At 69.5% G+C, this 13,370-nt stretch carries 13 protein-coding genes; 5 read left to right on the top strand and 8 right to left on the bottom strand.

Annotated features, from left to right (window positions below):
* Positions 1 to 20: 20 nt before the first annotated feature.
* From ABWK59_RS14755 to rfbB, 4 genes are read right to left on the bottom strand one after another with little or no spacing between them, the layout of a single operon-like run.
* A complete protein-coding gene (locus ABWK59_RS14755) occupies positions 21 to 416 on the bottom strand; it encodes a DUF2304 domain-containing protein (protein ID WP_354641035.1) in 396 nt (131 codons plus the stop codon).
* Positions 413 to 1,102, bottom strand: coding sequence for a glycosyltransferase family 2 protein (locus ABWK59_RS14760; protein WP_354641036.1), 690 nt, complete (start codon positions 1,100 to 1,102; stop codon positions 413 to 415). The genes ABWK59_RS14755 and ABWK59_RS14760 overlap by 4 nt, the downstream gene beginning before the upstream one ends.
* The gene (locus ABWK59_RS14765) at positions 1,089 to 2,447 is read right to left on the bottom strand and encodes a lipopolysaccharide biosynthesis protein (RefSeq protein ID WP_354641037.1); all 1,359 of its coding nucleotides are present in this window, start codon (positions 2,445 to 2,447) and stop codon (positions 1,089 to 1,091) included. The genes ABWK59_RS14760 and ABWK59_RS14765 overlap by 14 nt, the downstream gene beginning before the upstream one ends.
* The gene (rfbB, locus tag ABWK59_RS14770; protein WP_354641038.1) at positions 2,444 to 3,421 is read right to left on the bottom strand and encodes a dTDP-glucose 4,6-dehydratase; all 978 of its coding nucleotides are present in this window, start codon (positions 3,419 to 3,421) and stop codon (positions 2,444 to 2,446) included. The genes ABWK59_RS14765 and rfbB overlap by 4 nt, the downstream gene beginning before the upstream one ends.
* Positions 3,422 to 3,537: 116 nt before the next feature.
* Between rfbB and rfbA the strand changes: the two genes are divergently transcribed.
* The 5 genes from rfbA (at position 3,538) to ABWK59_RS14795 (ending at position 8,272) form a co-directional block, all read left to right on the top strand.
* Positions 3,538 to 4,413 (top strand): glucose-1-phosphate thymidylyltransferase RfbA, encoded by an 876-nt coding sequence (gene rfbA, locus ABWK59_RS14775; RefSeq protein ID WP_354641039.1) that lies wholly within the window; start codon positions 3,538 to 3,540, stop codon positions 4,411 to 4,413.
* Positions 4,410 to 5,009, top strand: coding sequence for a dTDP-4-dehydrorhamnose 3,5-epimerase family protein (locus tag ABWK59_RS14780; protein ID WP_354641040.1), 600 nt, complete (start codon positions 4,410 to 4,412; stop codon positions 5,007 to 5,009). The genes rfbA and ABWK59_RS14780 overlap by 4 nt, the downstream gene beginning before the upstream one ends.
* A gap of 40 nt (positions 5,010 to 5,049) precedes the next feature.
* Entirely contained in the window at positions 5,050 to 5,946 is an 897-nt protein-coding gene (locus ABWK59_RS14785; protein WP_354641041.1) for a glycosyltransferase family 2 protein, read from the top strand.
* A 28-nt stretch (positions 5,947 to 5,974) separates the two neighbouring features.
* The gene (locus ABWK59_RS14790) at positions 5,975 to 6,928 is read left to right on the top strand and encodes an NAD-dependent epimerase/dehydratase family protein (protein WP_354641042.1); all 954 of its coding nucleotides are present in this window, start codon (positions 5,975 to 5,977) and stop codon (positions 6,926 to 6,928) included.
* Positions 6,929 to 7,000: 72 nt separating this feature from the next.
* On the top strand, positions 7,001 to 8,272 hold the full coding sequence (locus ABWK59_RS14795) for an acyltransferase family protein (protein WP_354641043.1): 1,272 nt from the start codon (positions 7,001 to 7,003) through the stop codon (positions 8,270 to 8,272).
* Between the two features lie 501 nt (positions 8,273 to 8,773).
* Here the strand turns inward: ABWK59_RS14795 and tuf are convergent.
* The 4 genes from tuf to rpsL all read right to left on the bottom strand — a co-directional run bounded on the left by tuf (position 8,774) and on the right by rpsL (position 13,185).
* A complete protein-coding gene (gene tuf, locus ABWK59_RS14800) occupies positions 8,774 to 9,967 on the bottom strand; it encodes an elongation factor Tu (protein WP_354641044.1) in 1,194 nt (397 codons plus the stop codon).
* A 225-nt stretch (positions 9,968 to 10,192) separates the two neighbouring features.
* Positions 10,193 to 12,298 (bottom strand): elongation factor G, encoded by a 2,106-nt coding sequence (fusA, locus tag ABWK59_RS14805; protein WP_354641045.1) that lies wholly within the window; start codon positions 12,296 to 12,298, stop codon positions 10,193 to 10,195.
* A gap of 42 nt (positions 12,299 to 12,340) precedes the next feature.
* Positions 12,341 to 12,811: a 30S ribosomal protein S7 gene (gene rpsG, locus ABWK59_RS14810; RefSeq protein WP_344634829.1), complete on the bottom strand. Its 471-nt coding sequence runs from the start codon at positions 12,809 to 12,811 to the stop codon at positions 12,341 to 12,343.
* A 2-nt stretch (positions 12,812 to 12,813) separates the two neighbouring features.
* Positions 12,814 to 13,185: a 30S ribosomal protein S12 gene (gene rpsL / locus ABWK59_RS14815; protein WP_014144289.1), complete on the bottom strand. Its 372-nt coding sequence runs from the start codon at positions 13,183 to 13,185 to the stop codon at positions 12,814 to 12,816.
* Positions 13,186 to 13,370: the final 185 nt, after the last annotated feature.

Consider the following 13,370-nt stretch of genomic DNA (forward strand, 5'->3'; position numbering starts at 1 on the left):
TCGGTCCTTTCGTGAGGGGGTTACTGGTTGACCTTCTCGGTGAGGCCGGCGGCCTCGTCCTCGGCGAAGCGCTCGGTGTTCACCCGCTGGCCGTCGTTGACGGCGATCGCCCGGGCCAGGTCGGTGAGCTTGGCCTCCAGCGAGCGGAACCTCATGAAGGAGTTGAGGGTCATGAACGCCATGGCGACGACCAGCAGGTAGAGCACCAGGTCGGTGCCGCGGCCGACGCCCAGCTGGTTGGCGACCCAGGTGACGTCCTGCGGACGGAAGACCGCGTAGACGTTGGCGATCACGAATGCGGCGAAGGCCATCCGCTTCCAGGCCCGGGTGTGCGCGCGGTCCCAGCGGCGCACGAACATCAGCACCAGGGAGCCGGTGCCGAGCAGCAGCAGCAGCTGAATCCAGATGTACTTCATTTGCGCGCACGCTCCCGGAGCGAGATGTCGAAGAGGATGTTGACGCCGTTGATCAGGGACTGGCCCTTGGAGCGGGAGTACTCGGTGTAGAGGATGTCCACCGGCACCTCGGTGACCCGGAGGTCGGCCGAGGCGAGGAAGGCCACGATCTCGGAGGCGTGCGCCATGCCGTTCATGGTGATGCGCAGCTTGGCGGCGGCCTTGCGGTTGAGCACCCGCAGACCGTTGTGCGAGTCGGTGAGGTTGAGCTTGCGGGCGGTCGGGCTGATCGTGGCGGCGGTGCGCAGCACCACCCGCTTGATCCACGGGACCTGGCCGGTCTGCTCGATGAAGCGCGAGCCCAGCACGACGTCGGCCTGGTCGGCGCGGAGCAGCGCGACCATCTTCTCCACGTCCGGCGTCTGGTGCTGGCCGTCGGCGTCGAAGGTGGCGAAGTAGGCCGCGCCGGGCTGCCGGAGGGCGTACGCCAGGCCGGTCTGCAGGGCGGCGCCCTGACCGAGGTTGACCGGGTGGCGCACCAGGTGGGCGCCGGTGGTCAGGATGTGCTCGGAGGAGTTGTCGGTGCTGCCGTCGTCGACCACGACGATGTTGGGGAACACCTTGCGGGCGTTCTCGACAACGTCGGCGATGACGGTCCCCTCGTTGTAGGCCGGGATGACCAGCCATACGTCGTCATAGTCGGACATCGTGGCTCCATGCTGCAGCGTCTGGCCGCAAGGTCGGGGTTTCGGGAGAGTTCGGGGGCACCCGGGGGAAGGTGAGCCGGACGGCCAGTGCCATGGACAGCACGGCGGTCAGCGACCCCAGGGTGTAGGCGAGGCAGACCCGGGTCGCGACCGCGCCGGGAAGGAGGGTGGCACCGATCAGGACCAGTGTCGCCAGAGCCCAGCAGAGCAGTTGGACGCGGTGCCGGTGGAGGACCATCAGGGCCTGTCCCAGCACCATGGCCAGCATGTAGCAGAGCGTGCCGGCCGACATCCAGAAGAACTCGGCCCGGCCCAGCACATCCTGGGCACCGAAGAGTACCCGGATCAGCCAGGGGCCGAGAATGGTGGCGGGGATGCCGCCGGCCACACCGAGCGCGGTGACGACCAGGCAGGTCCGGCCGAGCAGCCGGGTGAAGCCGGGCCGGTCGCCGGCGGCGGCCGCGGTGGACAGGCCGGAGAGCAGGGAGGCCTGGAGCGAGCCGAAGACGAACAGCGGCACCCGGGCCAGCACCACGGCGTTCAGCAGGCCGGCGACCAGGGCGCCCTCGGCGGGGGCGATCAGCTTGGTGGAGACCACCGCCGCGTTCACGACGACCTGCGAGAGCAGGGTGGAGCAGATCAGCGGGCCCAGGCCGCCGAGCAGCAGCGCGAAGGCGGGCGCGGGGCCGCGCCGGGAGCCCCGCAGCACCGGCCGCAGGGTGGCGGCGACGGCGACCACCGGGGCGATGGTGAGGATCAGCGCGTACGCCAGCGGGGAGCGGATGCCGGTGAACAGGAAGGCCAGCGCGAGGCCGATGCGCAGGCCGCCGTCGATCCCGAGCTGGAGTCCGTACGGCCCGAACCGGCCGAGGCCGGCGAGCACGCCGCGGGTGACGTTCCCCACGGCCATGGCCGCGAAGGAGAGTCCGAGGGCGGCGACCATGTCGAGCCGGCCCTCGAAGAAGGTGTCGGCCAGCGGGCGGGCGGCGACGCCCAGGCCCACGGCGAGCAGGCCGAGGACGCCGGCGGTGAGCAGCCCGATCCGGCGGACCACACCGCCGGAGCCCTCCTCGGCCACCTCCTGGGCGGCGACGATGCGGGTGAGCTCCTGCTCCACGGGGAAGAAGAGGCCCAGCCCGACCGACATCAGGATGGTCCAGAGCACCGAGACGGAGGCCATGTCGTCGGTGGTCAGGCCGTGCCCGGCCGCCATGAGGTGGATGTACGAGGCGGCTCCGAGCACGACCGTGCCGCCGATCACCGACGTGGTGCCCGGCGGCAGGGTGGCGAGGAGTCGGGCGAGCGGCGAGCGGCGAGCGCCCTCCGCGGTGCTTCTCTCGGTCACGACTCCTGGGCGGCCTTCACCTTGAGCGGCTCCCACCAGGCGCGGTTCTCGCGGTACCAGGCGATGGTCGAGGCGAGGCCCTCCTCGAAGGTGACCTGCGGCTCGTAGCCGAGCTCCTCGCGGATCTTGGTGATGTCCAGCGAGTAGCGCAGGTCGTGGCCCTTGCGGTCCTGCACGTGGTCGACCATGTCCCAGCCGGCGCCGGCGGCGTCCAGCAGCAGGCCGGTGAGCTCCTTGTTGGTGAGCTCGACGCCGCCGCCGATGTTGTAGACCTGGCCGGAACGGCCCTTGCGCAGCGCCAGGTCGATGCCGCGGCAGTGGTCGGAGACGTGCAGCCAGTCGCGGATGTTGCCGCCGTCGCCGTACAGCGGGACGCGCTTGCCGTCGATCAGGTTGGTGGTGAAGAGCGGGATGACCTTCTCGGGGAACTGGTACGGCCCGTAGTTGTTGGAGCAGCGGGTGACCACCACGTCCATGCCGTGGGTGCGGTGGTAGGCCAGCGCCAGCAGGTCGGAGCCCGCCTTCGAGGAGGAGTACGGGGAGTTCGGCGCGAGCGGCCAGTCCTCGGTCCAGGAGCCCTCGGTGATGGAGCCGTAGACCTCGTCGGTGGAGACGTGGAGGAAACGGCCGACACCGTGCTTGCGGGCGGCGTCCAGGAGGACCTGGGTGCCGACCACGTTGGTCATGACGAACGGACCGGCACCGGCGATCGAGCGGTCGACGTGCGACTCGGCGGCGAAGTGCACGACCGCGTCGTGACCGGCCATCACCTGGTCGACCGCGTCGACGTCGCAGATGTCACCGCGGACGAAGGTGTACCCGGGGTGGTTCGCCACTGGTGCGAGGTTGGCCTCGACGCCGGAGTAGGTCAGCTTGTCGAAGACCGTGATGCTTGCCGCAGGGTCCGCCGACAGGATGGAGCGGACGTACTGCGAACCGATGAAACCGGCGCCACCGGTGACGAGAATACGCATAGTGCGGCGATTCTACTGTGCGATTCACGGGCCCCTCCAACCGGCCCTGGCCTGCCGCTCGGGGGCCCGCCGACCGGGGTTGGGACGCCCCTGGCGCGGCACGTAAGGTAACCCCCATGCGTGGCATCCTCCTTGCGGGCGGCACCGGCTCCCGCCTCTGGCCGTTGACCCGGGCCGTCTCCAAGCAGCTCCTGCCGGTCTTCGACAAGCCGATGATCTACTACCCGCTGTCGACGCTGGTGATGGCCGGGATCCGGGAGATCCTCATCATCACCACCCCGCAGGACCAGGAGCAGTTCCAGCGCCTGCTCGGCGACGGCTCACAGCTCGGCCTCGACCTGCAGTACGCGGTCCAGGAGCGTCCCGAGGGCATCGCGCAGGCGTTCGTGCTGGGCGCGGACTTCATCGGCGACGAGCCGGTGGCGCTGATCCTCGGCGACAACATCTTCCACGGCAGCGGCCTGGGCACCCGGCTGGCCCAGCGGACCGACCCCAAGGGCGGCATGGTCTTCGCCTACCCGGTGGCCGACCCCACCGCGTACGGCGTGGTCGAGTTCGACGCCGACGGCCAGGTCATCTCCATCGAGGAGAAGCCGGCCAAGCCGAAGTCCCGGTACGCCGTCCCGGGCCTGTACTTCTACGACAACCGGGTCGTCGAGATAGCCCGCACCATCACCCCCAGCGCGCGCGGCGAGCTGGAGATCACCGCGGTGAACGACGCCTACCTGCAGTCCGGCGAGCTCCAGGTGACGGTCCTCGACCGCGGTACCGCCTGGCTCGACACCGGCACCTTCGTGTCGATGGTGCAGGCCTCGGAGTTCGTCCGGGTCATCGAGGAGCGCCAGGGCTTCAAGATCGGCTGCATCGAGGAGGCCGCCTGGCGGGCCGGCTTCGTGAGCGACGAGCAGCTGCGCGAGCTCGCCGAGCCCCTGCTGAAGAGCGGCTACGGGCAGTACCTGCTGGGCCTGCTGGACGAGGAGATCGCCCGATGAAGTTCCGTGAGCTCTCCATCGAGGGCGCCTGGGAGATCACCCCGCAGCAGCACGGCGACCCGCGCGGGCTCTTCATGGAGTGGTACCGCTTCGACCACCTGGCCGAGGTGGTCGGCCACCCGCTGCGGATGGCGCAGGCCAACCTCTCGGTGTCGGCCAGGGACGTGGTGCGCGGCATCCACTTCGCCGACGTCCCGCCCGGCCAGGCCAAGTACGTGACCTGCGTCCGCGGCGCGGTGCTGGACGTCATCGTGGACCTGCGGGTCGGCTCGCCGACCTTCGGCCGCTGGGAGTTCGTGCGGCTGGACGACGTGGACCGCCGCGCGGTGTACATCTCCGAGGGCCTGGGTCACGGCTTCTGCGCGCTGACCGACGACGCCACGCTCTCCTACGTCTGCTCGGAGACCTACAACCCGACCGGCGAGCACGCGGTGCACCCGCTGGACCCGGACCTCGCGATCGAGTGGCCGGCCGACGTCCCGCAGCTGTCCGCCCGGGACGCGGCCGCCCCGTCGCTGGCCGAGGCCATCGAGACCGGCCTGCTGCCGGACTACCAGGAGTGCCTGCGCTACCGTCAGACGCTCCGCGACAGCTGACCCAGCCCGCCCCCACCACCGAGAACCGGGTGTCCAGTTCATGACCACTCTCGACATCATGCTGCCGTACTACGGCAACGTCGCCCTGATGCAGGCCGCCGTCCGCAGCATCCTGGCCCAGAGCGACCCGAACTGGCGCCTGACCGTCGTGGACGACGGCAAGGAGCCCGACGTCCCGGGCTGGTTCGCCGAGCTGGGCGACGACCGCGTCTCGTACCAGCGCAACGAGAAGAACCTGGGCGTCACCGGGAACTACCGCAAGTGCCTGGGCCTGGTCCGCGAAGAGCACTTCGTGATGATGGGCACCGACGACGTCATGCTGCCGGACTACGTCGCCACGGTGCGGGCGGCGCTGGCCGCCCACCCGGGCATCGGCATGGTCCAGCCGGGCGTCCAGGTCATCGACGGCGACGACCGGCCCACCGAGGGCCTGGCCGACCAGGCGAAGCGCCGGCTGTACGCCCCGCGGTTCAAGGGCGACCTGGTGATGGGCGGCGAGGAGCTGGCGACCAGCCTGCTGCGCGGCAACTGGCTGTTCTTCCCCTCGATCTGCTGGCGCACCGAGGCCGTCCGCGCGGCCGGCTTCCGGGACAACCTGGAGGTCACCCAGGACCTCGCGCTGGTCATCGACCTGCTGCAGGCGGGCGAGCGGATGCTGATCTCCGACACGGTCTGCTTCCAGTACCGCCGGCACGCCGTCTCGATCTCCTCCAAGCAGGCGTTCACGGGCGTCCGCTTCGAGGAGGCCAACCGCTTCTTCGTGGAGGTCGCGGACCGTCTGGACGCGCACGGCTGGTCCAAGGCGGCCAAGGCCTCCCGGTTCCACCTCTCCTCGCGGATCCACGCGCTGACGATGGTGCCCGGCGCGCTCAAGAACCGGCAGAGCGACGGCGCCCGCACGCTGCTCCGCCACGTCGCCGGCACCGACCGGCGCTGACCCCTCGACCCACCACGGAGCCACAGCGATGACCGTCCCCAGCCCGGCCCTGCCCCGCGTCGCCGTCCTCGGCGGTACCGGCTTCATCGGACGCGCGATCCTCGCGACGCTCTCCGAGCAGGGGTACGGCCTGCTCACCATCGCCCGCAAGGAGCCGGCCGACCGGCTGCCCGGCGACTTCGCCCGGGTCGACCTCGCCGAGGACGACCCGTCGGTGCTCGCCGACCTGCTGGCGGACCGGAAGATCGACGTGGTGGTCAACGCGGCCGGCGGCATGTGGGGCCTGACCGACGAGCAGATGGTCGGCGCCAACGTCGGCATGGTGTCCCGTCTGCTGGAGGCGCTCCGGTCGATGGCCGCCCCGCCGCGGCTGGTCCACCTGGGCACGGTCCACGAGTACGGGCTCTGCCCGGTCGGCGTCAGCCTGGCCGAGGACTCCGAGCCCCACCCGTCGATGGTCTACGGGCAGCTCAAGCTGCAGGCCACCGAGCTGATCGCGGACGCGGTCCGGACCGGCGGCCTGGACGCCGTGGTGCTCCGGCTCGGCAACGTGGTCGGCGCCGGCCAGCCCGGGCACAGCCTGCTCGGCGTGATGGCCGCCAAGCTCGCCGAGGCCCGCGCCGCGGGCACCACCGCCGAGCTGTCGCTGCAGCCGCTCACCGCCCAGCGCGACTTCGTCGACCTGCAGGACACCGTCGACGCGATCGTCGCGGCGCTCGCCCCGGTCGCCGCTCCCCCGGTCCTCAACGTCGGCCTGGGCCGGGCCAGCTCGGCCCGCGAGCTGGTCGAGCTGCTGATCGAGGTCAGCGGTGTCCCGACCGAGATCACCGAGGTCCCCGCCCCGGACGGCTCCGGCCCGGAGACCGAGTGGCAGCAGCTGGAGGTCTCCGCGATCGAGGCCTCGCTGGGCTGGCGGCCGCGGCGTACCCTGCGCGAAGCTGTAGCAGCGCTGTGGGCCGCCCGGATCGCGGCCACCGCCTGACCGACCGCCATCGGCGGCCCCCTCCGCAGCCTCCTCGGCGCGCCCCACCTCGCAGGAAGTCAGACCAGCCCTATGTCTCGCAGAGTACGTGCCCTGCCCGGCTACCGCGGTTCGCTCGCCGAGCTGTACTCGTCGCGGGCCAACAGCTTCGGTGTGCTCCGTCTGGTGCTCGCCTCGGCCGTGGTGGTCTCCCACATGTACCCGATCGCCTGGGGCCACCTCGACCCGCTGTGGAAGCACAGCGGGATGCAGACCGACATCGGCAAGATGTCGGTGATCGGCTTCTTCGTGCTCTCCGGGTTCATGATCACCGGCAGTGGCGCGCGCAGCACCTCCGGCCGCTACGCCTGGCACCGCGCCCTGCGCATCCTGCCGGGCCTGTGGGGCTCGCTGCTGCTGTCCGCGCTGGTCATCGTGCCGGCGCTGTACTACTGGCTGCACGGCACCACCGCCGGGTACTGGCACAACCCGGCCGGCCCGCGGAACTACCTCGAGGGCACCTGGAACACCTCGATCAGCACCGGCTGGGACATCTCCGGGGTGATGGCCGAGGGCCGCAACCGCGGCACCAACTTCGACCCGGGCGTCAACGGCGCGCTGTGGTCGCTGAAGTACGAGATCCTCTGCTACGTCATGGTCGGCCTGCTGGCCGCCGGCGGCGCGCTGCAGCGGGCCCGGAAGTTCGTGCCGCTGATGGCCGGCGCGCTGGGCGTGCTGATCCTCCGTGACTGGTTCGACGCCCCCGGCCTGCGCGGCATCCCCGGCGACATGAACTCCGCCGTGATGGTGCCGTTCCTCGGGGCGATGTCGGTCCACTTCATCATCCACCTGTGCTTCGTCTTCCTGATCGGCGCGACCTTCCAGCTCTACCGCGAGCGGCTGCCGATCCACGACGGCCTGGCGGCGCTCTCCTTCCTGGTGCTGGGCGGCACGCTGTACTTCGGCGGCCTGTTCGTGTTCGGCTACCCGGCCTTCGCGTACCTGCTGCTCTGGCTCGCCGTCCGTCTGCCGCGCCCGTTCCAGAAGGTCGGCCGCAAGCGGGACTACTCGTACGGCATCTACATCTACGGCTTCACGGTCGAGCAGGCGCTGGCCATGCTGGGCTACGCCAAGTACGGCAAGCCGGTGTACCTGCTCTGCGCGATGGCCGGCACGGTGGTGCTGGCGGCGCTCTCCTGGCACCTGATCGAGTCGCCGGCGATGAAGCTGAAGAACTGGACCCCGTGGTTCGTGCGGCGGCTCAAGCAGCGCTCCCAGGAGCGCCGCCAGGTGAGCGAGCCGGTGGCGCCGACCACCGACAAGGCGGCCCGGCAGCAGCAGGACGCCCCCGCCGTGTCCGCCTGACCGGCTGACTGCTTCGTTCCACCGGCTCCACCCGCTCCACCCGCTCCACCCGCTCCACCATCCGCAGGACCCGCCGACAGCCGGCCGCGACATCCGGCCCGGGGACCACGCACCCGCGTTCCCCGGCCCGCCGCGGCCGGCTGTCGCGTTTCCCGGTGCACCCCGGGCTCCGGGGACCGGGACCCTGCGCCTGCGCCTGGCTCCGCGCCTGCCTCCGTGCCTGGCTCCGCGCCTGCCTCCGTGCCTGCCTCCGTGCCTGCCTCGGAGTGTGGTGCCCGTGGCCTGCGCCTGGGCCCGTCCCGGACCCCTCCCCCGGGCTTCTCCGCACGGCCGCCGGAAGGGCCTGGGACCGGCGCCCGTCCACGAGGCGGCCGTCCCGCCCGTCACGCCCCCACGCCGCTCCCCGGAACCGGAAACGCCGCAGGGGCTCCGCGCCACCTTGCGGTGTCGCGGAGCCCCTGCGGTTCGCCTGTGGAGCAGGCAGGTCAGGCGAGCGTCAAATTACTTGACGATCTTGGTGACCTGGCCGGCGCCGACGGTGCGGCCACCCTCACGGATGGCGAACTTCAGGCCCTCCTCCATGGCGACCGGCTGGATCAGCGCGACCGTCATGGCGGTGTTGTCGCCCGGCATGACCATCTCGGTGCCCTCGGGGAGGGTCACGACGCCGGTCACGTCCGTGGTACGGAAGTAGAACTGCGGGCGGTAGTTGTTGAAGAACGGGGTGTGGCGGCCACCCTCGTCCTTCGACAGGATGTAGGCCTGGGCCTCGAAGTCGGTGTGCGGGGTGACCGAACCCGGCTTGATGATGACCTGGCCGCGCTCGACGTCCTCGCGCTTGATGCCACGGAGCAGCAGACCGACGTTCTCACCGGCCTGGCCCTCGTCGAGCAGCTTGCGGAACATCTCGATACCGGTGACCGTGGTGGTGGTCTTGGTGGTCTTGATGCCGATGATGTCGACGGTCTCGTTGACCTTGAGGATACCGCGCTCGATGCGGCCGGTGACGACGGTGCCACGACCGGTGATCGTGAAGACGTCCTCGATCGGCATCAGGAACGGCTGGTCGGTGAGGCGAGCCGGGGTCGGGATGGCCTCGTCGACGGCGTGCATCAGGCCGAGGAGCTTCTCGCCCCACTCCTTGTCGCCCTCGAGCGCGCGCAGCGCCGAGACGCGGACGACCGGCAGGTCGTCACCCGGGAACTCGTACTCCGAGAGGAGCTCGCGGACCTCGAGCTCGACGAGCTCCAGGATCTCCTCGTCGTCCACCATGTCGGCCTTGTTCAGGGCGACGACGATGTAGGGGACGCCGACCTGGCGGGCCAGGAGGACGTGCTCCTTGGTCTGCGGCATCGGGCCGTCGGTGGCGGCGACGACGAGGATCGCACCGTCCATCTGGGCCGCACCGGTGATCATGTTCTTGATGTAGTCAGCGTGACCCGGGCAGTCGACGTGGGCGTAGTGACGCGCCTCGGTCTGGTACTCGACGTGCGCGATCGAGATGGTGATACCGCGCTGACGCTCCTCCGGGGCCTTGTCGATCTGGTCGAACGGCGTGAAGGGGTTGATGTCCGGGTACGCGTCGTGCAGCACCTTGGTGATGGCCGCGGTCAGCGTGGTCTTGCCGTGGTCGATGTGACCGATGGTGCCGATGTTGACGTGGGGCTTCGTCCGCTCGAACTTCGCCTTCGCCACTGCAGTCCTCCTGAGGACAGTTCTGTACGCCGTACGACGTCAGTTGGTCTGGATCGGGTTGGGAACGGGGGCGCTGGTCGCGCCCCCCGTGCCGTCCCGCGGGGTGGGGGTGCCGGAGGCTCCCGGGCGGATCCGGGTGGATCCACCCGGGACTGCCTCCTACAAGCCTAAAGGGTCTGGTTCATCCCGAATGCCGGGCTGAACCGTTGGCCGGCAGAGCCGGACCTACTCGCCCTTGGCCTTGGCGATGATGTCGTCCGCCACGTTCCGCGGAACCTCGGCGTACGAGTCGAACTGCATCGAGTAGCTTGCGCGACCAGAGGTCTTGCTGCGCAGGTCACCGACGTAGCCGAACATCTCGGAGAGCGGCACCAGCGCGTTGACGACGCGGGCGCCGTGACGCTCGTCCATGGACCGGATCTGGCCACGACGAGAGTTGATGTCGCCGATGACCTCGCCCATGTAGTCCTCGGGGGTGGTGACCTCGACGGCCATCATCGGCTCGAGCAGAGCCGGCGACGCCTTCTTGGCACCTTCCTTGAACGCCATGGAACCGGCGATCTTGAACGCGAGCTCGGAGGAGTCGACGTCGTGCGAGGCACCGTCGAGCAGCGTCACGCGGACACCCTGGAGCGGGTAGCCGGCGAGCACGCCGAACTCCATGGCCTCCTGGCAACCGGCGTCGACCGAGGGGATGTACTCCTTCGGCACGCGGCCACCGGTGACCTTGTTGACGAACTCGTAGCCCTCGCCGGCCTCGATCGGCTCGATCGCGATCTGGATCTTCGCGAACTGGCCGGAGCCACCGGTCTGCTTCTTGTGCGTGTAGTCGATGCGCTCGACGGCCTTGCGGATCGTCTCGCGGTACGCGACCTGCGGCTTGCCGACGTTGGCCTCGACCTTGAACTCACGGCGCATACGGTCGACCAGCACCTCGAGGTGCAGCTCGCCCATACCCGCGATGATGGTCTGGCCGGTCTCCTCGTCCGTGTTGACCTGGAAGGAGGGGTCCTCCTCCGCGAGACGCTGGATGGCGACACCCAGCTTCTCCTGGTCACCCTTGGACTTGGGCTCGATGGCGACGCGGATGACCGGGGCCGGGAAGTCCATGGACTCCAGGATGACCGGCTGCTTCTCGTCGCACAGCGTCTCACCGGTGGTGGTCTGCTTCAGGCCCATGACGGCGATGATGTCGCCGGCGCCCACCGAGTCGATCTCCTCACGCTTGTTCGCGTGCATGCGGTAGATCTTGCCGATGCGCTCCTTCTTGCCCTTGACGGAGTTCAGCACCGAGGTGCCGGACTCCAGGCGGCCGGAGTACACGCGGACGAAGGTGAGCTTGCCCAGGTGCGGGTCAGACATGATCTTGAACGCCAGCGCGGACAGCGGCTCCTCGTCGGAGGCCTGGCGGACGATCTTCTCGTCCACGTTGCCCGGCTTGGTGCCCTCGATGCCCTCGATGTCGAGGGGCGACGGCAGGTACTTCACGACCGCGTCGAGCAGGGGCTGGACGCCCTTGTTCTTGAACGCGGAGCCGCAGAAGATCGGCGTGAAGTCGGAGGCCAGGGTGCCCTTGCGGATCGCCGCGATCAGCACGTCCTCGGGGATGTCCTCGCCCTCGAGGGCGAGCTCCATCACCTCGTCGCTGGTGTTCGACACGATGTCGATCAGCTCTTCGCGGTACTGGGCGGCCTGGTCGGCCAGGTCGGCCGGGATGTCGACGGTGTCGTACATCTCGCCCTTGGTCGCCTCGGGCGACCAGACCAGGGCCTTCATCTTCACCAGGTCGACGACGCCGACGAAGTCGGACTCCGCGCCGATCGGGAGCTGCATGACCAGGGCGGTCGCGCCGAGGCGGTCCTTGATGGTCTGCACGCAGAAGAAGAAGTTGGCGCCCGTGCGGTCCAGCTTGTTCACGAAGCAGATGCGCGGGACGCCGTAGCGGTCAGCCTGCCGCCACACGGTCTCGGACTGGGGCTCGACACCGGCGACGCCGTCGAACACCGTCACGCCACCGTCGAGCACGCGCAGCGAGCGCTCCACCTCGACGGTGAAGTCGACGTGGCCCGGGGTGTCGATGATGTTGATGGTGTTGTCGACGCCGTCCAGCGTCCAGTGACAGGTGGTCGCGGCGGACGTGATCGTGATGCCGCGCTCCTGCTCCTGCTCCATCCAGTCCATCGTGGCAGCGCCGTCGTGGACCTCACCGATCTTGTACGAGACACCGGTGTAGAACAGGATCCGCTCGGTGGTGGTGGTCTTGCCCGCGTCGATGTGGGCCATGATCCCGATGTTCCGGGTCTTGGCCAGGTCAAGGGAGGTTGCAGCCATGGTGGCTCGTTCTCTCTCTGTCTCTAAGTGACGGGGTTCGGACTACCAGCGGTAGTGCGCGAAGGCCTTGTTGGACTCGGCCATCTTGTGGGTGTCCTCGCGACGCTTCACGGAAGCGCCCAGACCGTTGCTGGCGTCGAGGATCTCGTTCAGCAGACGCTCGGTCATGGTCTTCTCGCGACGGGCGCGGGAGTAGCCGACGAGCCAGCGCAGCGCCAGGGTGTTGGCGCGGCCCGGGCGGACCTCGACCGGCACCTGGTAGGTGGCGCCACCGACGCGGCGGGACTTGACCTCAAGGGTCGGCTTGACGTTCTCCAGGGCGCGCTTGAGCGCGACCACCGGGTCGGCGCCGGTCTTCTCGCGGACACCCTCGAGGGCGCCGTAGACGATCCGCTCGGCGGTGGAGCGCTTGCCGTGCAGCAGGATCTTGTTGACCAGCGAGGTCACCAGCGGGGAGCCGTAAACCGGGTCGACGATGACCGGGCGCTTCGGGGCGGGGCCCTTACGAGGCATTCTTACTTCTCCTTCTTGGCGCCGTAGCGGCTGCGGGCCTGCTTGCGGTTCTTGACACCCTGGGTGTCGAGCGAACCGCGGATGATCTTGTAGCGGACACCAGGAAGGTCCTTCACACGGCCACCGCGGACCAGCACGATGGAGTGCTCCTGCAGGTTGTGGCCCTCGCCCGGGATGTAAGCGGTGACCTCGATCCCGCTGGTGAGGCGCACACGGGCGACCTTACGAAGCGCCGAGTTCGGCTTCTTCGGGGTGGTCGTGTACACACGCGTGCAGACGCCGCGACGCTGGGGCGAACCCTTCAGAGCGGGCGTCTTGTTCTTCTCGACCTTGTCCTGCCGGCCCTTTCGGACCAGCTGCTGGATCGTAGGCACCGTTTCTCCGTTTTCTGTGTGCCAAGGCTGCGTCAAACTAACCTGCGGTGTTCCCAGCACGCCGACCCACGCGGTCGGGCGTGTTGGGCCTCTTCGGGGGAAGAATCGCGGAATCCCATGAGCTGGTGCAGCTGCGGCGCGGGCGGAGCGGGAGAACCACTCCGCTGCGGCGGCCGGCCTGCTGG

It is taken from the genome of Kitasatospora sp. HUAS MG31, assembly GCF_040571325.1.
Classification (GTDB): domain Bacteria; phylum Actinomycetota; class Actinomycetes; order Streptomycetales; family Streptomycetaceae; genus Kitasatospora; species Kitasatospora camelliae.